Origin of the sequence: Thermomonas sp. (assembly GCF_041905325.1) — a bacterium.
Classification (GTDB): Bacteria; Pseudomonadota; Gammaproteobacteria; order Xanthomonadales; family Xanthomonadaceae; genus Thermomonas.
The window spans coordinates 328,175-351,384 of the sequence record NZ_JAYRLK010000002.1; the positions used below are offsets into that span (position 1 = coordinate 328,175).

Annotated in this window: 16 protein-coding genes; 9 read left to right on the forward strand and 7 right to left on the reverse strand. The window is 67.0% G+C overall.

All coding sequences use genetic code 11. The features are described 5' to 3' along the window. Positions 1 to 23 precede the first annotated feature (23 nt). The 3 genes from ACE3OK_RS03755 to ACE3OK_RS03765 are packed head-to-tail and all read left to right on the forward strand — an operon-like array spanning position 24 to position 2,247. Complete coding sequence (locus ACE3OK_RS03755; RefSeq protein WP_374248203.1) at positions 24 to 1,376, forward strand: UDP-glucose/GDP-mannose dehydrogenase family protein; 1,353 nt, start codon at positions 24 to 26, stop codon at positions 1,374 to 1,376. Next, positions 1,373 to 1,600 carry a SlyX family protein gene (locus ACE3OK_RS03760; protein WP_374248204.1) on the forward strand — a complete coding sequence of 76 codons (228 nt, stop codon included), beginning with the start codon at positions 1,373 to 1,375 and terminating at the stop codon, positions 1,598 to 1,600. Before ACE3OK_RS03755 ends, ACE3OK_RS03760 begins: the two co-directional genes overlap by 4 nt. 14 nt (positions 1,601 to 1,614) lie before the next feature. Beyond that, positions 1,615 to 2,247 (forward strand): DUF2058 domain-containing protein, encoded by a 633-nt coding sequence (locus ACE3OK_RS03765; RefSeq protein ID WP_374248205.1) that lies wholly within the window; start codon positions 1,615 to 1,617, stop codon positions 2,245 to 2,247. A gap of 54 nt (positions 2,248 to 2,301) precedes the next feature. Here ACE3OK_RS03765 and metH read toward each other — a convergent pair whose 3' ends face one another. From metH to ACE3OK_RS03780, 3 genes are read right to left on the reverse strand one after another with little or no spacing between them, the layout of a single operon-like run. Then, on the reverse strand, positions 2,302 to 5,022 hold the full coding sequence (gene metH / locus ACE3OK_RS03770; RefSeq protein WP_374248206.1) for a methionine synthase: 2,721 nt from the start codon (positions 5,020 to 5,022) through the stop codon (positions 2,302 to 2,304). Further along, positions 5,019 to 6,128, reverse strand: coding sequence for a homocysteine S-methyltransferase family protein (locus tag ACE3OK_RS03775; protein ID WP_374248207.1), 1,110 nt, complete (start codon positions 6,126 to 6,128; stop codon positions 5,019 to 5,021). Before ACE3OK_RS03775 ends, metH begins: the two co-directional genes overlap by 4 nt. Positions 6,129 to 6,142: 14 nt before the next feature. Beyond that, the gene (locus ACE3OK_RS03780) at positions 6,143 to 7,072 is read right to left on the reverse strand and encodes an ArsR/SmtB family transcription factor (RefSeq protein WP_374248208.1); all 930 of its coding nucleotides are present in this window, start codon (positions 7,070 to 7,072) and stop codon (positions 6,143 to 6,145) included. Positions 7,073 to 7,336: 264 nt separating this feature from the next. Between ACE3OK_RS03780 and ACE3OK_RS03785 the strand changes: the two genes are divergently transcribed. From ACE3OK_RS03785 to ACE3OK_RS03805, 5 genes are all read left to right on the forward strand, one after another. After that, the gene (locus ACE3OK_RS03785; protein WP_374248209.1) at positions 7,337 to 8,485 is read left to right on the forward strand and encodes an acyl-CoA dehydrogenase family protein; all 1,149 of its coding nucleotides are present in this window, start codon (positions 7,337 to 7,339) and stop codon (positions 8,483 to 8,485) included. A gap of 67 nt (positions 8,486 to 8,552) precedes the next feature. After that, a complete protein-coding gene (locus ACE3OK_RS03790) occupies positions 8,553 to 13,511 on the forward strand; it encodes an NAD-glutamate dehydrogenase (RefSeq protein ID WP_374248210.1) in 4,959 nt (1,652 codons plus the stop codon). A gap of 88 nt (positions 13,512 to 13,599) precedes the next feature. Further along, a complete protein-coding gene (locus ACE3OK_RS03795) occupies positions 13,600 to 14,370 on the forward strand; it encodes an NAD kinase (RefSeq protein ID WP_374248212.1) in 771 nt (256 codons plus the stop codon). 24 nt (positions 14,371 to 14,394) lie between these two features. Continuing rightward, positions 14,395 to 17,034 (forward strand): EAL domain-containing protein, encoded by a 2,640-nt coding sequence (locus ACE3OK_RS03800; RefSeq protein ID WP_374248213.1) that lies wholly within the window; start codon positions 14,395 to 14,397, stop codon positions 17,032 to 17,034. Beyond that, on the forward strand, positions 17,027 to 17,962 hold the full coding sequence (locus ACE3OK_RS03805) for a 5'-nucleotidase (RefSeq protein ID WP_374248214.1): 936 nt from the start codon (positions 17,027 to 17,029) through the stop codon (positions 17,960 to 17,962). Before ACE3OK_RS03800 ends, ACE3OK_RS03805 begins: the two co-directional genes overlap by 8 nt. 57 nt (positions 17,963 to 18,019) lie before the next feature. On the opposite strand, the gene ACE3OK_RS03810 is transcribed toward ACE3OK_RS03805, so the two are convergent. The 4 genes from ACE3OK_RS03810 to ACE3OK_RS03825 all read right to left on the reverse strand — a co-directional run bounded on the left by ACE3OK_RS03810 (position 18,020) and on the right by ACE3OK_RS03825 (position 21,029). Beyond that, positions 18,020 to 18,547 (reverse strand): DUF2939 domain-containing protein, encoded by a 528-nt coding sequence (locus ACE3OK_RS03810; protein ID WP_374248215.1) that lies wholly within the window; start codon positions 18,545 to 18,547, stop codon positions 18,020 to 18,022. A gap of 103 nt (positions 18,548 to 18,650) precedes the next feature. Next, complete coding sequence (gene sbcB / locus ACE3OK_RS03815) at positions 18,651 to 20,096, reverse strand: exodeoxyribonuclease I (RefSeq protein ID WP_374248216.1); 1,446 nt, start codon at positions 20,094 to 20,096, stop codon at positions 18,651 to 18,653. A 37-nt stretch (positions 20,097 to 20,133) separates the two neighbouring features. After that, the gene (locus tag ACE3OK_RS03820; protein WP_374248217.1) at positions 20,134 to 20,760 is read right to left on the reverse strand and encodes a TetR/AcrR family transcriptional regulator; all 627 of its coding nucleotides are present in this window, start codon (positions 20,758 to 20,760) and stop codon (positions 20,134 to 20,136) included. 11 nt (positions 20,761 to 20,771) lie between these two features. Further along, positions 20,772 to 21,029, reverse strand: a complete 258-nt coding sequence (locus tag ACE3OK_RS03825) for an acyl-CoA-binding protein (protein ID WP_374248218.1) — start codon at positions 21,027 to 21,029, stop codon at positions 20,772 to 20,774. Between the two features lie 148 nt (positions 21,030 to 21,177). Between ACE3OK_RS03825 and ACE3OK_RS03830 the strand changes: the two genes are divergently transcribed. Next, positions 21,178 to 23,166 (forward strand): SDR family oxidoreductase, encoded by a 1,989-nt coding sequence (locus ACE3OK_RS03830; protein ID WP_374248219.1) that lies wholly within the window; start codon positions 21,178 to 21,180, stop codon positions 23,164 to 23,166. The last annotated feature ends 44 nt before the right edge of the window (positions 23,167 to 23,210 follow it).

The window sequence follows — 23,210 nt, forward strand, 5'->3', positions numbered from 1 at the left end:
CTTTTTTTGCGGAGGAATGCGCGATGCGCGTATGCATTTTCGGAACCGGCTACGTGGGCCTGGTGACCGGCACCTGCCTGGCCGAAGTGGGCCATGACGTGGTGTGCGTGGACATCGATGCGGCGAAAGTGGAGGGCCTGAATGCGGGTGTGGTGCCGATCTACGAGCCGGGCCTCACCCCGATGGTGCGGGCCAACCATGCCGCTGGCCGGTTGCGCTTCACCACCGACGCCGCTGCCGGGATCGCGCATGGGACGGTGATCTTCATCGCCGTGGGCACGCCGCCGGACGAGGACGGCAGTGCCGACCTGCAATACGTGCTGGCGGTGGCGCGCACCATCGGCCACCACATGCAGCAGCCGGTGGTGGTGGTGGACAAGTCCACCGTGCCGGTGGGCACCGCCGACAAGGTGCGGGCCACCATCGCCGCCGAACTGGCGGTGCGCGGTGTCGGCATCGACTTCGAAGTCGTGTCCAACCCCGAGTTCCTGAAGGAGGGCGCGGCGGTCGAGGACTGCATGCGCCCGGACCGCATCGTCATCGGCACCTCCAGCGCCTCCGCGCTGGAGACGCTGCGGCGCCTGTACGCGCCGTTCAACCGCAACCACGACCGCATCGTGGCGATGGACGTGCGCTCCGCCGAGCTGACCAAGTACGCCGCCAACGCGATGCTGGCAACCAAGATCAGCTTCATGAACGAGATCGCCAACATCGCCGAGCAGGTGGGCGCGGACGTGGAGATGGTGCGCAAGGGCATCGGCTCCGATCCGCGCATCGGTTGGCATTTCATCTACCCCGGTGCCGGCTACGGCGGCTCCTGCTTCCCCAAGGACGTGCAGGCGCTGGCCAGGATCGCCCAGCAGCACGGCGTTGCGCCGCGATTGCTGGACGCCGTGGAGGCGGTCAATGCCGCGCAGAAGGGCCATCTGTTCGAACTGATGGCCCGCCACTACGGTGGCGAAGCGGGCCTGCGCGGAAAGAGCGTGGCGGTGTGGGGGCTGGCATTCAAACCCAATACCGACGACATGCGCGAAGCCTCCAGCCGCACCCTGTTGGCACAGTTGTGGAACGCCGGTGCGCGGGTGCGCGCGTTCGACCCCGAGGCGATGTCCGAAACCCGGCGCATCTTCGGGCAGCGCGATGACCTGGTGTTGTGCGGCGCCGCCACCGACGTGCTGGAAGGTGCCGATGCGCTGGTGGTGGTCACCGAATGGAAGCAGTTCCGCAGCCCCGATTTCGCCAGGCTGAAAGCAGCGCTGGCCGACGCGGTGTTGTTCGATGGTCGCAACCTGTATGCCCCCGACGAAGTGGAAGCCGCCGGCATCGCCTATTACGGCATCGGCCGCGGGCGCTCGTTGCGCAAGGAAGAAGCATGACCGACCTCGAGCAACGGTTGGTCGATCTGGAAACCCGGTTCGCCTTCCAGGAACAGGCGCTGCTGGAATTGAGCGATGCGCTGGCCGCCGCGCGCAGCGAGGAAACCCACAATGCCCTGCGCCTGCACCGGGCGCTGGAGGAGTTGCGTCAATTGCGCAGCGCACTGGCCGCAAGTCCCGTCACCGGCGACGTGGCCGCCGAACCCCCCCCTCCGCACTACTGAGCTTGCGATCCCTCATGAGCAATTCCCTCCGCGATCAGCTGCTGGGCCTGGGTTTCAAGGATGCCCCGAAGCCCGCGCCACGTCCGCAGCAGGACGCCCGCAAGCCGCAGGGTGGCAAGCCCGCGCACGTCGGCAAGCCGGCGCATTCCGGCCGCCCGGTGCAGCCCGGTCGCCCGCAGTCGCGTCCGCAGAACCCCCCGCACCAGAAAAAGATGTCGCGCGAGGACATCGACCTGGCCAAGGCCTATGCGATCCGCGCGCAGAAGGAAAAAGACGAACGCATCGAGGCCGAGCGGTTGAAGCAGGAAGAGGCACGCCAGCGCCGCGAGGCCAAGGCGAAGCTGGAGGTCTTCCTCAAGGACAAGGCGCTGAACGCCGCCGACGCCGATCATGTCCGTCATTTCGAATACGGCGGCAAAATCAAGCGCGTGCATGTCACCGCCGAGCAGCTGAAGGCGCTCAATGCCGGCGCGCTGGGCGTGGTGCAGATGAACGGTCGCTACCTGCTGGTGGACGCAGCCACGTTGGCTGAAGCCGAAGCGATCTTCGCCCAGGCCGTCGCCTTGAAGGTCGACCCGAACGCGCCGGCGGAAGACGACCCGTATTCCGACCCCTTGTATCAGGTGCCGGACGATCTGGTCTGGTGAGGGAAACCGGGCGCAAAAAGCGGGTGATCCACTCCGACCCTGCTTTCCGTTCGATCAATCCGGGTCGTAGTCCAGGTTGAACGACAGCCAGCGCTCCGCCTGTGCCATGTCCACGCCCTTGCGCCGGGCGTAGTCGGCCACCTGTTCCTTCGTCACCCGCCCGACCACGAAGTACTTGCTGTCCGGGTGGCTGAAATACAGCCCGGACACGCTGGCCGCCGGATACATGGCGAAGTGGTCGGTCAGCTCGACGCCCGCATTGGCGGTAGCACCCAGCAGGTCGAACAGCGCCCGTTTCTCGCTGTGTTCCGGGCAGGCCGGGTAGCCGGGGGCGGGGCGGATGCCCCGGTAGCGCTCGGCGATCAACGCGTCGTTGTCCAGCGTCTCGTCCGCCGCGTAGCCCCAGAACTCCTTGCGGACGCGCTGGTGTAGCCGTTCGGCAAAGGCTTCGGCCAGGCGGTCGGCCAGCGCCTTGAGCAGGATCGCGCTGTAATCGTCGTGGTCGGCGCGGAAGCGCTCAAGATGCGGTTCGATGCCGAGGCCGGCCGTCACCGCGAACCCACCGATCCAGTCCTGCTTGCCACTGTCCTTCGGCGCGATGTAGTCGGCCAGGCACAGGTTGGGCCGTTCCACCGGCTTGTCGGCCTGCTGGCGCAAGAAGCGGAACCAGGCTTCAAAGCCCTCCCCTTCAAGGGGAGGGTTGGGGAGGGGATGGGTTTGAATCACCACGTCATCGCCCACGCTGTTGGCTGGCCAGAAGCCGCAAACCGCCTTGGCGGTCAGCCATTTCCCGTCGACGATCTTGCGCAGCATCGCGCGCGCGTCGCGGTACAACTCGCTGGCCTGCGTGCCCACCACGTCGTCGGTGAGGATCGCCGGGTACTTGCCGGCCAGCTCCCAGGCGTTGAAGAACGGCGACCAGTCGATGCACTCCACCAGTTCGGCCAGCGGGTAGTCGTCGAACACGTGCAGCCCCGGCTGCTTCGGCGCCGGCGGGGTGTAGCTGCTCCAGTCGTACTTGAACGATTGCGCGCGCGCCTTGTCCAGAGACACCAGCCGCTTGCCGTCGCCGCGGTTGCGGTGGCGCTGGCGCACGTCGGCGTAGTCGTTGGCGGCGGCCTGCACGAAATCGTCGCGCAGCTCCGGGCTCATCAGCGACTGCGCCACGCCCACCGCGCGGCTGGCATCCTTCACCCAGATCGTGGGTGACTTGTAGTGCGGGTCGATCTTCAGCGCGGTGTGCGCGCGCGAGGTGGTGGCGCCGCCGATCAGCAGCGGCATGGTGAAACCCTGCCGCTGCATCTCGCGGGCGACGTGGCTCATCTCCTCCAGCGACGGCGTGATCAGGCCGGACACGCCGATCATGTCGGCGTTCTCGGCGATCGCGGTGTCCAGGATCTTCTGCGCCGGCACCATCACCCCGAGGTCGATGACCTCGAAGTTGTTGCAGGCCAGCACCACCCCGACGATGTTCTTGCCGATGTCGTGCACGTCGCCCTTGACCGTGGCCATCACGATCTTGCCGTTGCTCTTGCCGACATCGCCTGTGCGCAGCTTCTCGGCCTCGATGAAGGGCAGCAGGTGCGCCACCGCCTTCTTCATCACCCGCGCCGACTTCACCACCTGCGGCAGGAACATCTTGCCGGCGCCGAACAGGTCGCCGACCACGTTCATGCCGTCCATCAGCGGGCCTTCGATCACGTCCAGCGGCCGCGTGGCCTGCTGGCGGGCTTCCTCGGTGTCTTCCACCACGTACTGGTCGATGCCGTTCACCAGCGCATGCGAGAGCCGCGCGGCCACCGGCTGCTCGCGCCACTGCAGGTCCTCGACCTTCTTCTCGCCCTTTTTCTTCTTGAAGTTGTCGGCGATCTCCAGCAGCCGCTCGGTGGCGTCGCCGCGGCGGTTCAGCACCACGTCCTCGACCCGTTCGCGCAGCAGCGGGTCCAGCTGGTCGTACAGCGGCAACGTGCCGGCGTTGACGATGCCCATGTCCATGCCGGCCTTGATGGCGTGGTACAGGAACACCACATGGATCGCTTGCCGCACCGGCTCGTTGCCACGGAAGGAGAACGAGACGTTGGAGACGCCGCCGGAAATATGGCTGTACGGGAACCGCCGGCGCAGCTCGCCCGCGGCCTCGATGAAATCGACCGCGTAGTTGTTGTGTTCTTCAATCCCGGTGGCGATGGCGAAACAGTTGGGATCGAAGATGATGTCCTCGGGCGGGAAGCCGATCTCCTCGGTCAGCAGCTTGTAGGCGCGTGCGCTGATCTCCACCTTGCGCTGCGCGGTATCGGCCTGGCCCACCTCGTCGAAGGCCATCACCACCACCGCCGCGCCGTAGCGGCGCACCAATCGCGCCTGACGCAGGAACTCGGCTTCGCCTTCCTTCATCGAAATGGAATTGACGATGCCCTTGCCCTGCAGGCACTTCAGCCCGGCCTCGATCACCGACCACTTCGAGCTGTCCACCATCACCGGCACCTTGGCGATGTCGGGCTCGGCGGCGATCAGGTTGAGGTATTCCACCATCGCCTTCTCGGAGTCGAGCAGACCCTCGTCCATGTTGACGTCGATGACCTGCGCGCCGTTCTCCACCTGCTGGCGCGCGACTACCACCGCCTCGTCCAGCCGGCCTTCGAGGATCAGTTTCTTGAACTGCGCGCTGCCGGTGACGTTGGTGCGCTCGCCGACGTTGATGAAGTTCGATTCGGGCGTGATGACCAGCGGTTCGAGGCCGGACAGGCGGGTGAAGCGGGGGAGGGTGGTGCTCATGCAGCCTGCTCCTGCGTGCCGACCACCGGCACCGCCCGCGGCGGCAGCCCGCGCACGGCGGCGGCAATCGCGGCGATATGTTCCGGCGTGGTGCCGCAGCAGCCACCGACCAGGTTGATCAGCCCGCTTTGCGCGAACTCGCGCAGGATCACGGCCATGTCTTCCGGGGTTTCGTCGTAGCCGCCAAACGCATTGGGCAGGCCAGCATTGGGGTGGCAGCTGACGTGGGTATCGGCCACGGTGGAAAGCACGTCCACGTGCTGGCGCAGGTCCTTGGCGCCGAGCGCGCAGTTCAGGCCGATCGCCAGCGGCCGGCTGTGGCGCAGCGAGTACCAGAACGCCTCGGCAGTTTGCCCGGACAGGGTGCGGCCGGAGGCGTCGGTAATGGTGCCGGAGATCATCACCGGCAGGCGCGCCCCGATCTCTTCGAACACATCGTCGATGGCGAACAGCGCGGCCTTGGCGTTGAGGGTGTCGAACACGGTTTCCACCATCAGGATGTCGGCACCGCCTTCGATCAGGCCGCGCGCGGCCTCCCGGTAGGCTTCCGCCAGCTCGTCGAAACTGATCGCGCGGAAACCGGGGCGGTTCACGTCCGGCGACAGCGAGGCGGTGCGGCTGGTGGGGCCGAGAACGCCGATCACGAAGCGCGGCTGGTCGGGTGTCTGCGCTTCGATGGCGTCGCATTCGGCGCGGGCCAGGCGCGCGCCTTCACGGTTGAGTTCGCGCACCAGATGTTGCAGGCGGTAGTCGGCCAGCGAGATGCTGGTGGAATTGAAGGTATTGGTCTCGACCAGATCCGCGCCTGCTTCGAGATATTGGCGGTGGATGCCGGCGATGATCTCGGGGCGGGTCAGCGACAGCAGGTCGTTGTTGCCGCGCTGGTCGTGGCTTTCGCAGCCGCAGCCGGGACCGTGGGTGTGGCCTTCTGCCGCAAACAAGGCGTCGTAGCCTTCGGCAAAGCGTTCGCCGCGATAGTCGGCTTCCTGCAGCTCATGGCGCTGGATCATGGTGCCCATGGCACCGTCGATGATCAGGATGCGGCGCGCCAGTGCGGCCTGCAGTGCTTCGGCGCGGGCGGGGTTGTTCCAGGGGAGGGTGTGCATGGTGTTCCTTGGTGTCACGGCTTCACGCCGGTCAGCGAAATCACTTCGAAATGCGGCGGGCGGCGTTCGCGGGTGACGGTTTCGCAGTTGGCAATACCCAGCCCGGCTTTTTCCGCGAATTTGCGCAGTTCTTTTTCACTGAAGCCGAGATTGACGTGGCCATAGGCTTCCACCACGCTGCGGTGCTCGTGGCGGGCCAGGCTGGACAGCAACAGGCGTCCGCCGGGCTTGAGCACGCGCGCCGCTTCGGCCACCGCCTGCGCCGGGCGCGCGGCGTAGGTCAGCGCGTGCATCAGCACCACCAGGTCGAAGCTGGCGTCGGCGAACGGCAGCGCGTGCATGTCGCCCTCGCGCACCTCCACGTTCTCGAAGCGGCGCAGGCGCTCGCTGGCGGCGGCCACCACGCGCTGGCTGGAGTCGATGCAGACATAGCGGTCGGCGTGCGGTGACAGCAACTCGGCCAGCACGCCATCGCCGGAGGCGATGTCCAGCACGTCACCCGGCCACAGCAACGGGATGGCGGTGCGCGCCAGCGCCTCCCAGGTGCGGCCCGGCGAGTAGTGGCGTTCCATGTCGCCGGCCACGCTGTCGGCCCAGTTCTGGTCGGCGGCGCGCATCGCCAGAACCGCCGGTACGCGTTCGGCATCCTGGCGCAGCAGCGGGTCGTCGCTGCCGGTGCGGATCGACTGCCACAGCATCCGCTGCGCCGGCTCGATGGCGGCATCATCGAAGCGGTAGTAGGCCGACACCCCGGCGCGGCGGTCGCGCACCAGCCCGGCGTCCTTGAGCTTGGCCAGGTGGGTGGACACGCGCGGCTGCGCCAGCTGGGTGATCGCCGACAATTCGGCCACGGTGAGTTCCTCGCCTTCCAGCAGCGCCAGCAGGCGCACGCGGGTGGCGTCGGCAAACACCTTCAGGTGCGATGACCAGCCTTCCAGATCCATATATATCTTTCCATCGCGATTCAAAGATAAGTTTGGCGCGGCGGCGCGTGCAGGTCAAGCGCATGGCGCAATGGCGGTGGTGTGCGCTGGCGTCGATTGGCGAATCGATGTCCGGATGGCGTGGAAAGCAAGGCAAATGCGCGATTGCCTGGGCGTTTTGAAAGCAACCACCGGCAAAGCGCCATGCGGGCGCGTACCGGCTGGGGTTCTGCACGGTGCGGGGCTACAATGCTGCAACTTCGGACATGACGCAAAGGGGCGGCCGTGGATTTCGGATTCAGCGATGAACAGCTGATGTTGCAGGATGTGGCGCGGCGCATCGCCCGCGAGAAGATCGCGCCCAGTGCCGAGCACCATGACCGGACCGGCGAGTTCCCGCTGGACAATATCCGCACGCTGGGCGAAAACGGCCTGATGGGCATCGAGGTACCGGCCGAATACGGCGGCGCCGGCATGGACCCGGTGGCCTACGTGCTGGCGATGGTGGAGATCGCTGCGGCCGACGCCGCGCACAGCACCATTGTCTCGGTGAACAATTCGCTGTTCTGCAACGGCATCCTGACCTTCGGCAGCGAGGCGCAGAAGCAGAAGTACGTGCGCGAGATCGCGGAAGGGCGCGAGATCGGCGCGTTCGCGCTGACCGAGCCGCAGTCCGGCTCGGATGCCACCGCGATGCGCTGCCGTGCCGTCAAGCAGGCCGATGGCAGCTTCGTGGTCAACGGCAAGAAGAGCTGGATCACCTCCGGCCCGGTGGCCAAGTACATCGTGCTGTTCGCGATGACCGACCCCGACAAGGGGGCGCGCGGCATCACCGCGTTCATGATCGACACCACCCGCGAAGGCTTCCACCGCGGCAAGACCGAACCCAAGATGGGCATTCGCGCCTCGGCCACCTGCGAGATCGAATTCACCGATTACGTGGTGCATGCCGACGAGGTGCTGGGCGCCGAAGGGCAGGGCTTCAAGATCGCGATGGGCGTGCTGGACGCCGGCCGGATCGGCATTGCCTCGCAGGCGATCGGCCTGGCCCGCGCCGCTTACGAGGCGACGCTTGATTACGTGAAGGAGCGCAAGGCGTTCGGTGCGCCGATCGGCACCTTCCAGATGACCCAGGCCAAGATCGCCGACATGAAGTGCAAGCTGGATGCGGCATTGCTGCTGACCTTGCGCGCGGCGTGGTTGAAGGGGCAGGGCCAGCGCTTCTCCACCGAGGCCGCAGTGGCCAAGCTCACGGCGTCGGAAGCGGCGATGTGGATCACCCACCAGGCGCTGCAAATCCACGGTGGCATGGGGTATTCGAAGGAGATGCCGATCGAGCGCTATTTCCGCGACGCCAAGATCACCGAAATCTACGAAGGCACCAGCGAAATCCAGCGGTTGGTCATCGCCCGCGGCGAAACCGGCCTGCGATAAAACGACAACGACACCCGGACGGCCGTGCCTCCCGCGCGGCCGTTTACCTTTGGAGGCTTTGAACCAGATGAACACGTCCGTCGACACCAGCGCCAACGAAGACCTCAAACCCATCCTCGACGCGCTGGCCAAGCGCGTGGGCAAGGCCGGGCAAGCAGAAGCGAAGGCGTTTGCCACCGCATTCTGCCGGCGCATGGATGCCGAGGAGATCGCCCGCCACGGCAGCGAAGGCTGGGCCGAGCTGGTCGAGGGGATGCTGGAGTTCGCCCGTACCCGCAAGCGCGGCAAGGCCAATGTGCGCCTGTTCAACCCGGCGCTGCGCAGCGATGGCGAGTCCACCCACACCATCTTGCAGATCGTCAACGACGACATGCCGTTCCTGGTGGACTCGGTGACGCTGGCGCTGGCGGAGATGAACATCGGCGTGCACCTGCTGGGCCATCCGCTGCTGCGCTTGGCGCGCGACAAGGCCGGCAAGCTCACCGCCATCGGCGAGGGTGCGGCGGAATCGCTGATGCACCTCGAGATCGATCGCCAGCCGCAGGCGGCGCTGGCCGACATCAAGGCGCGCGTCGGCAAGGTGCTGGACGACATCCGCGCCATCGTGGCCGATTGGGAGCCGATGCGCGCACGCATGCGTGAAGTCGCGGAAGAGCTGGCAACCCGCAAGTTGCCGGTGACGCAGGCCGGGCGCAGCGAGGCACAGGAATTCCTGCGCTGGGCGGCGGACGACCATTTCACCTTCTTCGGCTATCGTGAATACCGGATCGAGAAGCAGGGCAAGGAAGATGTGCTGGCGGCGGTGGCCGACAGCGGCCTGGGCCTGCTGCGCGGTGCCGACGCCGGCAAGCCGCGCCCGGTGAAGTCGCTGGCCGCGCACTACATGCCGCAGTCGGGCTCGGTGGATGCGCTGATCCTGACCAAGACCAATGCCCGTGCCAGCGTGCATCGCCAGGGCTACATGGACTACATCGGCGTGCTGGAGTTCGACGCCAAGGGGCGTGCGGTGGCCGAGCAGCGTTTCCTCGGCCTGTACACCTCCAGCGCCTACACCCGTCGCCCGTGGGACATCCCGCTGGTGCGCGAGCGCCACAACTACGTGATGGAGCAGTCGGGCCTCGACCCGAACAGCCACAGCGGCAAGGCCCTGCGCCACATCCTGGAAACCCTGCCGCGCGAAGAGCTGTTCCAGTCCAGCGAGGACGAGCTGTTCCGCACCAGCATGGGCATCCTCAGCCTGCAGGAGCGCGTGCGCAGCAAGCTGTTCGTGCGCCGCGACCGCTACGGTCGCTACTTCTCGACCCTGGTATACGTGCCGCGCGAACGCATGAGCACGCAATTGCGCCACCGCATCGAGGCGATGCTGCGCGACGCACTGGGCGGCGAGCGGGTGGACACCAACGTGCAGATCGGCGATTCGCCGCTGGCACAGATGCACATCATCATCCGCCCGGGCGCGAATGCGACCGGCGATGGCGAGGTCGATCTGCCGGCGCTGGAAGCGATGCTGGCCGAGATCACCCGCGACTGGCGCGACGGCCTGCGCGAGCAACTGGTGGCCCGCCATGGCGAGGAAGCCGGGCTGCGCCTGTTTGCCCGGTATGCCAATGCGCTGCCGGCCGGCTACATCGAGGAGGTCAGCCCCGAGGTGGCGGCCGATGACGTGCAATACATCGCCGGCTTGCACAAGCCGGGCGACCTTGGCCTGCGGCTGTACCGCACCAGCGCCAGTTCGCACGAACGCCTGCGTTTCAAGGTATTCCGCTATGCCGCCCCGCTGGTGCTGTCGGAAGCCATGCCGATGTTGGAGAACATGGGCCTGAAGGTGCTGTCCGAGCATCTGTTCGAAGTCGAGGCCGAGCACGAATCGGTGTTCATCCAGGATTTCGAGGTGATGAGCCAGCAAGAGCAGATCGGCTTCGAATCGATGGATGTCGATGCCGTGCGCGCGGCATTCGAGCAGGCGTTCGAGCAGGTGATGCGTGGCAACACCGAGAACGACGGCTTCAACCGGCTGGTGCTGCTGGCGAACCTGGACTGGCGCCAGGTGGCGATGCTGCGGGCCTACTGCAAGTACCTGCTGCAAACCGGGGTGACGTTCTCGCAGAGCTACATGGAAGCCACGCTCACGCGTTATCCGCTGCTGGCACGGCTGTTGGTGGAACTGTTCGAGGCGCGCTTCGATCCCAGTACCGGCAAGGAAAGCGCGGCCGAGATCAAGCGCGGCATGGCGCAATTGGGTTCCCAGTTGCAGGCGCTGACCGGCGATGATGCCGCCGCGCAGGACATGCTGAAGGCACTGGTGAAAGCGCGCGAGGGCAAGCGCGAACAGCAGGTGGAGGCCGCGCGCAACACGCTGCTGGGCCTGCTGGACCGGGTGGCCAGCCTGGACGAGGATCGCATCCTGCGCAGCTTCATCGGCGTGATCGACGCCACCCTGCGCACCAGCTATTACATCGAATACAAGGATGGCCTGCGCAAGGACGGTGGCCCCGCCGATTACGTCAGCTTCAAGCTGGATTCCGCGAAGGTGCCGGACCTGCCGAAGCCGCGCCCGTACCGCGAGATCTGGGTGTGTGGCCCGCGCGTGGAAGGCGTGCACCTGCGCTTCGGGCCGGTGGCGCGTGGCGGCCTGCGCTGGTCCGATCGCCGCGAGGATTTCCGCACCGAAGTGCTGGGCCTGGTCAAGGCGCAGATGGTGAAGAACACCGTGATCGTGCCGGTGGGCAGCAAGGGTGGCTTCTATTGCAAGCAGGCCCCCAACCCGGCGCAGAACCGCGATGCGTGGTTCGCCGAGGGCGTAGCCTGCTACAAGCGCTTCATCAACGGTCTGCTGGACATCACCGACAACCTGTCGGCCGACGGCAAGGTGATGCCGCCGGCAGGCGTGGTGCGCCACGATGGCGATGACCCGTACCTGGTGGTGGCGGCCGACAAGGGCACAGCCACCTTCTCCGACACTGCCAACGGCATCTCGCAGGCCCACGGGTTCTGGCTGGACGATGCGTTCGCTTCCGGTGGTTCGGTGGGCTACGACCACAAGGGCATGGGCATCACAGCGCGCGGTGCGTGGGAGTCGGTGAAGCGTCATTTCCGCTCGCTTGGCCGCGATTGCCAGAAGGACGACTTCACCTGCGTGGGCATCGGCGACATGTCGGGCGACGTGTTCGGCAACGGCATGTTGCTGAGCAAGCGCATCCGCCTGGTGGCGGCCTTCGACCATCGTCACGTGTTCATCGACCCGACCCCGGATGCGGCGGCGTCGTTCAAGGAACGCGCGCGCCTGTTCAAGCTGCCGCGTTCGAGCTGGGACGATTACGACAAGTCGTTGATCAGCGCCGGTGGCGGCGTGTGGCCGCGCAGCGCGAAGTCGATCCCGCTGTCGGCCGAGGCCAAGGCGGCGCTGGGCATCGACCCGGCGGTGGCGTCGTTGAGCCCGGCGGAACTGCTCAGCGCCATCCTCAAGGCACCGGTGGACCTGCTTTGGAACGGCGGCATCGGCACCTACGTGAAGTCTTCCGGCGAAACCCATGCCGATGTCGGCGACCGCGCCAACAACGCGCTGCGCGTCAACGGTGGCGAGCTGCGCTGCAAGATCGTGGGCGAGGGCGGCAACCTGGGCATGACCCAGTTGGGCCGCATCGAGGCCGCGCAGGCGGGCGTGCTGCTCAACACCGACTTCATCGACAACTCCGCCGGCGTGGACACCTCCGACCACGAGGTGAACATCAAGATCCTGCTCAACGGCGAGGTGCAGAAGAAGAAGCTCAAGCTGGCCGACCGCAACAAGCTGCTGGCGTCGATGACCGACGAGGTGGCCAAGCTGGTGCTGAACGACAACTACCGCCAGAACCAGGCGCTCAGCCTGATGGAGCGCATGAGCGCAGCCCGGTTGGGCTCGAAGATGCACTTCATCACCACGCTGGAAGCGCAGGGCCTGCTGGACCGGCAGATCGAGTACCTGCCCACCGATGCGCAGATGGTCGAGCGCAAGCTGCGTGGCCAGGGCCTGACCCGTCCGGAGCTGTCGATCCTGCTGTCGTATTCCAAGCTGGTGGCGTTCCCGCAATTGCTGGAATCGGACGTGCCGGAAGACCCGTACCTGTCCAAGGAACTGGTGCGCTATTTCCCGGAGCCGCTGCAGGCCAAGTACGCCAAGGTGATGGAAGGCCACCGCCTGAAGCGCGAGATCATCGCCACCGCGGTCACCAACTCCACCATCAACCGGATGGGTGCCACCTTCCTGATGCGCATGCAGGAAGACAGCGGCCGCAGCATCGGCGAGATCGCGCGTGCCTACACCATCACCCGCGAGACGCTGGATGCCCGCGAGTTGTGGGCGCAGATCGACGCACTGGACGGCAAGGTGGCCGAGTCGGTGCAGGTGGATGCGTTGCAGGTGATCTGGGAGCTGCAACGCGGGTTCACCCGCTGGCTGCTGGCGCGCCCCGGCGCGGTGCCGGCCATCACCACCGCGGTGGAGCGCTACCACGACGGCTTCTCCGACATCCGTGCCGGCGAGGGCATCCTGCCGCCGTCGCAGCGTCCGGCCTTCGAGGTCAGCCGCCAGGAATGGCGTGCCAAGGGCGTGCCGGCGGCATTGGCCGACCAGCTCGCGGCACTGCCGTACCTGGAGGCCAGCCCGAACATCATCGAGCTGGCGCGCGAGCGCAAACTGCGACCGGTGGACGTCGCCAAGGCGTACTTCCGCCTGGCCGACGCCCTGCGCGAACCGTGGCTGCGCGCGCAGATCGAGGCGCTGAAGGTGGAAGGTCGTTGGCACGCGGTGGCCCGCGGGGTGCTGCGCGACGAACTGGCCGCGCAGTTGCGCACGTTGACCGGGCAGGTGCTGGCGATGCCGGGCAAGGATGCCGATGCCAAGGTGCAGGCATGGTTGCAGCGCGATGACAGCGCGCTGCGGTTTACCTTGGCGATGCTCAACGAACTGGCCGCGCAGAAGGCGCTGGATTACCCCACCGCATCGGTGGCGGTGCAGCGCGTGGCGCAGTTGGCGCAGCGCAGCTGAGCCGACGGCCACCGCCGGAAACCGCGATGGGCGCCCTGCACGGGGCGCCCATCGTCGTGCGGGCGTCGGCTCTTGCTATCCTGCCGCCATGAGTACGCTCCGCCTTGCCTTGCTGGCCAGCCCTACCGATGATGCCCAGGCCGCGTTGGCGGCGTTGATCGCACGCCATGGCCTGCATGCGCCGCAGGATGCCGACGTGATCGTGGCGTTGGGTGGCGATGGATTCATGCTGCAAACCCTGCATCGCCACGGCACCCTGGGCAGGCCGGTGTACGGCATGAAGCTGGGGTCGGTGGGTTTCCTGATGAACCACTATCGTTCCGAGGACGATTTGCTGGCACGCATCGCTGCGGCCGAACCGGCGGTGCTGCATCCGCTGGAAATGCTGGCGCAGACGGAATCCGGCGCCAGTGTCGGTTCGCTGGCATTCAACGAGGTCTCGCTGTTGCGCCAGACCCGCCAGGCCGCGCACGTGGCGATCGAGCTCAATGGCCAGGTGCGGCTGGATGAGTTGATCTGCGACGGGGTGATGCTGGCCACGCCGGCCGGCAGCACCGCCTACAACTTTTCCGCCCACGGGCCGATCCTGCCGTTGGGGGCGAACGTGATGGCGCTGACGCCGATCGCGCCGTTCCGACCGCGGCGCTGGCGCGGGGCGGTGCTGAAATCGGGCACCGAAGTGCGCTTCCGCGTGCTGGACCCGCACAAGCGCCCGCTCAGCGCCACCGCCGACTCCCACGAGGTGCGCGACGTTACCGAGGTGCTGGTGCGGGAGTCGCGCGACCGCAGCGTGACTTTGCTGTTCGACCCCGAGCACAATCTGGAAGAGAGGATCCTGATCGAACAGTTTGCCGCGTAGGCCGCGCGCACAGCGAGGGAACGGATGCCATTCGATAGCCGGGAAACCGAAGCCATTGGCACGCGGTGGCAACAACCGGCCCCGGCGCGGGCGGCGTGGGGTTGGGCGTTGCTGGTGTTGTTGCTGGGACTGGGCCTGACCGCGTGGTTGGTGCGCTTCGAATGGCATCGAAGCCAGGACGAGATGCGCTGGGTAGCCGGCAAGCAGGTCGAACAGGTCGCCGGTGGCGTGGCACGCCAGCTCGAGGAATGCGAGCACCTGATCCGTGCATTCCAGTCGGTCTATCTTGCGTCCGACGACGTGAGCGCAAGCGAATACGCGCGGGCCTACGAAAACATGCAGGGCAACAGCGTGGTCAGGGACAGCCTGCAGGCGCTTGCCTATGCCCGGCGGCAGCCAGCCGACGGCGAGCATTACATCACCACGTTGTACGCGCCGCTGGAGGGCAACGAGGCAATCGCCGGCCTGGACGTGGCCTCGCAGCCGGCCAACATGGAGGCGTTGCAGCGTGCCCGCGACAGCAACCAGGTGGCGATGTCGGCGGCCTTTCCGCTGCGCCAGCTGCAAGCGCAGGGGCGGGCGGCGGCTGGCTTCATCCTGCGTTTGCCGGTGTATGCCGGGGGGCTGGCCCCCGAATCGCTGGCGGGGCGGCGGCAGGCCAGCATCGGCTCCATCGGCGCGTCCTTTCGTGCCCAGGACCTGATTGCACTGGCGCTGCAGATCCCCCCCTCGGCGCTGGCCGACGTGATGGTCTTCGATAGCAGCGACGGGTCCGGCCGCATGTTGCTGTCGCGGCAGTACGGCCCGCGTGCAGCAGGGCCGGCCATCCGCCGGCAGATTCGTTTCGGGGGGCGCAGCTGGGAACTCCAGGCGCATGTGCGCGCTGCCCCGCAGGCTGCCGGGGTCTGGCGGGACGTGTTGTGGCTGGGCGTGGTCATCAGCACGTTGTTGGCGGCGCTGACGTGGTCGCTGGCCAGCACCCGCGCGCGGGCGATGGTGCTGGCTGCGGCCATGAGCCGGCGCTTCCACGGCAGCGAGGAACGCTTCCGCAAGCTCAACGAGCTGCTGCCATGCTTGGTGCTGCTGGCGCGCAAGGACAACGGCACCATCGTCTATCGCAACGCGGCGGCGCGCAGCCGGCTGGCCACCCGGACCGGGTTTGCCGGCCTGTCGATGATGCTGGATGGCCAGGCCATTGCCGAATGGGCCACTCTGGAAAACACCACGGCGGTGGCCCGCGAGGTGCAGATGCAGGATGCCGATGGCACCAGTTTCTGGGCCAGCACCATGGCCGCTTCGGTCGAGATCGACGGCGTGCCGATGTGGTTGCTGGTGGCCAATGACATTTCCGAGCAGCGCCAACTCACCGAGCGCCTGAGCTACCAGGCCAGCCATGATGCCCTGACCCGGCTGTTCAACCGGCAAGAGTTCGAGGCCCGGGTACAGGCCCGGCTGAAGGTGGCCGGCACCGACGGCGGCGCATTGCTGTTCATCGACCTGGACCAATTCAAGTTGATCAACGATACCTCCGGCCACGCCGCCGGTGACGCCTTGCTGGTGCAACTGGCGTTGACGATGGGCGAGGAATTGCGGCCGGGAGACGTGCTGGGCCGCCTGGGGGGCGACGAGTTCGGCGTGCTGCTGGCGAATGCCGCCACGGCCGTGGACGCGCGTTACGTGGCCGAACGCCTGCGCCTTGCGATCGAGCGTCTGGCGTTCCCGTGGGAACAACGCATCTACATGATCAGCGCCAGCATCGGGGTGGTGATGCTGGAGGCGGCCACCTCGATCCGCGAGTTGTTCGCGCAGGCCGATGCCGCCTGTTACCTGGCCAAGGAAGCGGGCCGCAACCGGCTGCACGTGCATTCGGAGGCGGACGCGGCGGTGGCGCGCCGGCAGGGCGAGATGGAATGGGCCAACCGCGTGCGCGACGCGCTGCGCGACGGACGCCTGTTGCTGGACTACCAGGAGTTGCGCTCACTACAGGCACCGGGCACGGGTACCCATGTCGAGCTGCTCTTGCGGTTGCGGGACGAAGCCGGTGGAGTGGTGCTGCCGGGTGCGTTCCTGCCCGCCGCCGAACGCTACGGGTTGATGCCGTTGATCGACCGCTGGGTGGTGGACACCGCGCTGACGCACCTGGACCTGCTGCACCCCGATGGCAAGGCATTGGCCACCTGCGCCATCAACCTTTCCGGCGCAAGCCTGGAGGACGATGGCTTGTTCGAGCGCATCGAACAACTGGTTGAACAGCATGCCATCGCCCCGGGACGGTTGTTGTTCGAAATCACCGAAACCGTGGCGATGCGCGATTTCGCCGCATCCAGCGTGCTGTTGGCGCGACTGCGCGCACTGGGCTGCCGGGTGGCCCTGGACGACTTCGGTGCCGGCATGTCGTCCTTCGGCTACCTCAAGAACCTGCCGCTGGACGTGCTCAAGATCGACGGCAGCTTCGTGCAGGGGCTGGCCGATGACGGCATGTCGCAGGCCATCGTCAAGGCGGTGGCCGAAATCGGCCATCTGCAGGGGTTGCAGGTGGTGGCCGAATGGGTGTCTTCGGCCGATATCATGACCCTGCTGGCCGGCATGAATGTCGATTTCGCGCAGGGCTTCGCCTTGCACCGGCCGGAGCGCGTGCTGTTTCAACGGGATGCACATGATTGAGCCTGCCGGACCAAGCCCTCCGCCCGCCACGCCCCTGGTGGTGGCGATCACCGCGCGCGCGCTGTTCCTGATGGAGGACAGCCATGCGTTGTTCGAACGCGAAGGCATCCAGGCCTTCGCCGATTACCAGCGGCAACGCGAGGATGACGTGTTGCCGCCCGGCATCGCCTTCCCGCTGGTGCGCAAGCTGCTGGCGCTGAATGCCGGCACGCCGGCCGATGCGCCGCGGGTGGAGGTGATCCTGCTGTCGCGCAATTCCTCCGATACGGGGCTGCGCGTGTTCAATTCCATCCAGCACCACGGGCTGGACATCCGCCGCGCCACCTTCACCGCCGGTGCGCCGGTATGGCCTTACATCAAGCCGTTCGGCGCGCAGCTGTTCCTGTCCGCCAACCCGGAATCGGTGCGGGCGGCCCTGGCGGCCGGGGTGGCGGCGGCCACCATCCTGCCGGAAAAAGCCAGCGAGCCGCGCCAGCGCCAACTGCGCATCGCCTTCGATGGCGATGCGGTGATCTTCGGCGATGAAAGCGAGCGGGTATCCCGCGAGCAGGGGCTGGAGGCGTTCGGCCGGCATGAACGTGCGCGCGCCCATGACCCTCTGTCCGGCGGGCCGTTCCGTGGTTTCCTGTCGGCGTTGCACGGCTTGCAGGCGGCGTTTCCGCCGGGTGCGGATTCGCCGATCCGCACCGCGCTGGTCACCGCGCGCTCGGCCCCTGCGCACGAACGGGTGATCCGCACCCTGCGCGAGTGGGGCGTGCGGCTGGACGAGGCGCTGTTCCTGGGCGGGCGCGACAAGGGGCCGTTCCTGGAGGCCTTCGGCGCCGACATCTTCTTCGACGACTCCCCGCACAACATCGACTCCGCGCGCCGCCACGTCGCCGCCGGGCACGTCCCCCATGGCGTGGCCAATGCCGGCGAGGCCAATTAGGGAAGTGCCGCGGCAACCAGGACTTCGACGCCCTGTCCTGGCGCAGCGCGGCGCACGTCAGTGCGCGGGCAGGCGCAGGCCGGTCAGCTTCCAGCCCAGCCCGCTGCGGCGGAACTCGAACACCACGGTGTCGCCGTCGGCATTGGGCACGCTGGCGGTGAACAGTGACGCCGATTCGTAACGGGTCTCCGCATCCGCCAACGGGTCGTTGGGTGCGCCTTGTGGCAGCCCGGCGCGGCGGCCCAGCGAACTTCCGGTGAGCAGGGTGGCCACCCCCTGCGGGGATGCCATGGCATCCAGGGTGGGCTTGGCCAGCAGGTCGATCACATCCGCCATGCGCTTGCCGGACCCGATGCGGTTGGCGCTTGGCAGCACGCCACGGGCGATCTGCTCGCGGATCTGCGGGCGCAGGTTGTCGCGCAGTTGCGCGTAATCGACGAACCGCCAGAGCTCGCCGGTTTGCCCGCTGGCCACCAGGTGGCGGATGCCGTTGACCGCCAGCCAGGGGCCCGCGGCCACGTAGCCGGCCAAGGCCAGCAGCGACACGAGGACGAGGATGAGCAGCCGGCGCGATCGGGTTTTCATCCCGCCATCGTGCGCAAACGCGGACGCCCGGGCAAGCCCGGTCGTCGTGCCACCGCGGCCGCCGGCCCGGAAACCGGGCGTGCCGCATGCATGCCGAGGTGGCTCAGGCCAGCCCTGCGACCACGTCCTGCACCCAGGCATCGAGGTGGTCCAGCAGGGCAAGCTTGCCCGGATGGGCGGCGTGCTCGCTGCGCAGTTCCGCCACGCGGGCGTGGTACTGCGGCAGGTTGAGTTCGCCCAGCCCATCGTCGCCCAGCAGGCGCTGGCGGCGATACTCGTCCCATTGCGCGCGTTCGGCGGGCAGCAGGCTGTCCGGCCAGTTGCGGGCGCGATAGCGCAGCAGCAGTCGCGACAGGCGTGGGTCGCGGAAGGCGAAGCTGGCATTCGCCAGCAGCTGCGGCGGGGTGGTGCGCACCTGGGTCAGCAGGCGCTTGTCGCTGCCGTCGATGAAGCCGTCATACAGCGCGGCATCCGCATCCACGGTGGCGGGTGGGCGCGGGCGCGCATAGACCCGGCGCAGCTTTTCCGCCAGCGCCGGGCCGGCCGCGCGCAGGCGATCGGCACGCACCGTGGCCTTGCCGGCATCGATCGAGAGCCGCGTGAAATCGGCTTCGCGCAGGTGTTCCCAGCGCACCAGCGCCGGGCATTTGTTGGTATGGATTTCCTTCAGCGGGATGCGGCTTTCGCCTTCCGGCAGCGCGTCCTGGCGCAGGTACAGGCGGGCGGCGATGGCATCGGCATCCAGTTCCAGCAGGGCATCCGGCTCGGCATCGAGGTCGAATGCGATGACCCGCGCCTCATACAGCGGATGCACGGCAAGCGGCAGCACCGGCGCGGCGCACAGCCGCGCGGCCGGATAGCGCTGGGAAATGTGCAGCAACGGGGTCATGTGCACCGTGTCCAGCAGGCTGGCGGCAAAACGCTTGTCGCGCAGGCGCAAGGCGTAGTCCCAGAGCTTCGGTTGCGCGTTCCGGAACAGTTGCCCCACGCCGATCAACGCGCGCACGTCCGACAACGCTTCGTGGGCATCGCCGATGCGCAGCCCATTGTCCTCGGCGAGGTGCTCCAGCTTGAAGCTGGTGCCCTTGCCGTCCTCGCGCTGTCGCCAGGCGATGCCCTCCGGGCGCAGCGCGTGCATCAGCCGCAGCGCATCGAGCAGGTCCCAGCGCGAATTGCCGTTGCGCCATTCGCGCTCGTAGGGGTCGTAGTAGTTGCGGTACAGCCCGTAGCGGATGAATTCGTCGTCGAAGCGCAGCGAGTTGTAGCCGGCGCTGCACGTGCCCGGGCGCGCCATTTCCTCGTGGATGCGGGCGAAGGCGGCTGCTTCGTTCACCCCGTCGCGCAGCGCGTCCTGCGGGGTGATGCCGGTGACCAGGGTGGCGTCGGGCGAGGGCAGCAGATCGTTGGCCGGCTGCACGAAGAAGCTGATCGGCGCATCCACCGGCTGCAACGCGGTGTCGGTGCGGATCGCGGCGAATTGGGCGATGCGGCTCTGGCGCGGGTTGCTGCCGAAGGTCTCGAGGTCGTAGAACAGGAAGGTGTCGGCCATGCCGGCAGTGTAGTGCGGGCCGGCGTGGTGCGCGGCGTCAGTCGATGTAGGCGCGGGTGAGGGTGTTCAGGTGCAGGCGTTCGGCATCGCGCAGGAACGGGGCGATCAACATCATCACCTGCACGATGCCGGCGCGGATGGATGCCTGCTCGTCCTTGTCGCCACGCGCGGCGGCGTAGTTCATCCAGAAGGTGGCGATCACCAGCACGTTGGTGGCGGCGGCGTTGAGTTCGTCGGCCGATGCGCGCATCACCCCCGCCTGCACCAACCCGCGCATCACCGTGTGTGCCTGTTCGTCGGCGCGCTTGAGGATGCGCGCGAAGCGCAGGCGCAGGCGGCGGTTGCGACTGAGGATGTCCACCAGGTCGCGGTACAGGAAGCGGTAATCCCAGATGCACTCGAACACCAGGTGCAGCTGCAGCCAGACATCCTCCAGCCCGGGCAGCCGGCCCTCCGGCGCGGCCAGCGCGGCATCCATGCGCGCTTCGTAACCGGCGAACAACTGCTCGATGATGTCGTCCTTGTTGCGGAAGTGGTAATACAGGTTGCCCGGGCTGATTTCCAGCTCGTCGGCGATGTGGTTGGTGGTGACGTTCGGCTCGCCTTGCGCGTTGAACATCGACAGGGACGCATCGAGGATGCGCTGGCGGGTCTGCCTGGCCATGCGCGGCGTCCTCAGGCGGTGAGCTTCTTCACCAGGTCCACGTACTTCCGCATCGCCTGGTCCTGCGCGGTGCCCTTCAACTTCGTCCATGCCTCGTACTTGGCGGTGCCGACGAAATCGAAGAACCCCGGCTTGGGGCCGCTGACGTCGCCTTCCGAACCCTGCTTGTAGAGCGCATAGAGGCGCAGCAGGGTGTCGTTGTCCGGGCGCTCCGTCAGCGCATGTACGTCTTTGGCGGCTTGCTCGAACAGGGCTTTCAGGTCGGCCATGGTGGGTCCCCCGGTGTGGTTGCGCCCATGACAACACGCGTCATCGCAGGGGTCAATACGGCGGGGAATTGTGGTGCGCGCGCGGCTCTGGCAACGTAGCGGGATGGCGGCGCATGATCGCGCCCATGGCCCCGAAGGAGATCGCGCAATGAGCTATTTCATCACCGGCGGCACCGGCTTCATCGGCCGCTTCCTGATCGACCACTTGCTCAAGCACAAGGGCACCATCCACGTGCTGGTGCGCAAGGGGTCGAAGAAGAAGTTCGATGCGCTGGTGCGTGATCGCGGCTGGGATCCCAAGCGCGTGCTGGCGGTGCAGGGCGACATGACCGCGCCTGCCTGCGGGGTGGCGCCCGCGCAGGTACGCGCATTGGCCGGCCATGTGAAGCACTTCTTCCATCTGGCCGCGGTCTACGACATGGCCGCCAGCGCCGAAAGCCAGCAGGCCGCCAACATCGGCGGCACCCGCCACGCCCTGGACCTCGCTGCCGCCATGAAGGCCGGCTGCTTCCATCACACCAGCTCGATCGCCGCCGCCGGCATGTACCCGGGCGTGTTCCGCGAGGACATGTTCGAGGAAGCCGAGGGGCTGGACGACCCCTACCTGCGCACCAAGCACGATTCGGAAGGACTGGTGCGCGCGGAGAAGCGCATCAAGTGGCGCATCTATCGCCCCGGCATGGTGGTGGGGCATTCGCAGACCGGTGAAATCGACAAGATCGACGGGCCGTACTACTTCTTCACCCTGATCAAGAAGCTGCGGCAGACCTTGCCGCCGTGGATGCCGATGCTGGGCCTGGAAGGCGGGCGCATCAACATCGTGCCGGTGGATTTCGTGGCAGCGGCGATGGACCACATCGCCCACAAGCCGCGCCTGGACGGCCATTGTTTCCACCTGACCGACCCCGATCCGCTGCGTGCCGGCGAAGTCATCAACACGTTCGCCCGTGCCGGCCACGCGCCGGAGATGACCATGCGCATCGATGCGCGCATGTTCGCGTTCATCCCCGGCGGCGTGCGCATGGCGGTGGGCAGCCTGCCGCCGGTCAGGCGATTCGTGGGCATGCTGCTGCGTGATTTCCGCATTCCCAAGGGGGTGCTGAAGTTCATCGTCTATCCCACCCGCTTCGACAACCGTGAAACCGAGCGCGCGCTCAAGGGCAGCGGCATCACGGTGCCGAGGCTGGAGGACTACGCATGGCGGTTGTGGGATTACTGGGAGCGCCACCTCGACCCCGACCTGTTCATCGATCGCAGCCTGAAGGGCAAGGTGGGCGGCAAGGTGGTGGTGATCACCGGCGGTTCGTCGGGCATTGGCCTGGCCACCGCGCAGAAAGTGGCGGCGGCGGGTGCCACCACGGTGATCGTGGCGCGTGGCGAGGAGGAACTGTTCAAGGCCCGCGATGAAATGAAGGCCGGCGGCGGCAAGGTCTTCGCCTACACCGCCGACCTGGCCGACATGGCCGACTGCGACCGGCTGGTGGCGACGATCCTGAAGGACCACGGCCACGTCGACATCCTGGTGAACAATGCCGGTCGCTCGATCCGCCGCTCCATCGAAGCCAGCTACGACCGTTTCCACGACTTCGAGCGGACCATGCAGCTGAATTACTTCGGCAGCATCCGCCTGATCATGGGCTTCATGCCCACGATGGTGCAGCGGCGCAAGGGCCACATCATCAACATCAGTTCGATCGGCGTGCTGGCCAACTCGCCGCGGTTCTCCGCCTACGTGGCCAGCAAGGCCGCACTGGATGCGTTCAGTCGCTGCGCGCAGGGCGAACTGTCGGGCAAGGGCATCAGCTTCACCACCATCAACATGCCGCTGGTGAAGACGCCGATGATCGCGCCCACCAAGATGTACGACAGCGTGCCCACGCTTTCCCCCGAGGAGGCGGCGGACCTGGTGGTGAAGGGGATCATCGAACGGTCCAGCCGCATCGCCACCCGCCTGGGCATCTTCGCCGCGTTGGTCAATGCGGTGGCACCGAAGGCTTACGAAGTGGTGATGAGCACGGCGTTCGAGCTGTTCCCGGATTCGGCGGCGGCCAAGGGCGACAAGCAGGCGCTGCGCGAGGAAGCGCCGAGCCAGGAGCAGATCGCGTTCGCCTCGTTGATGCGCGGGGTGCACTGGTAGGCCGCGTCCCCGGCCCTGCGCGCGCCGTGGCGGGCGCAGGGTTT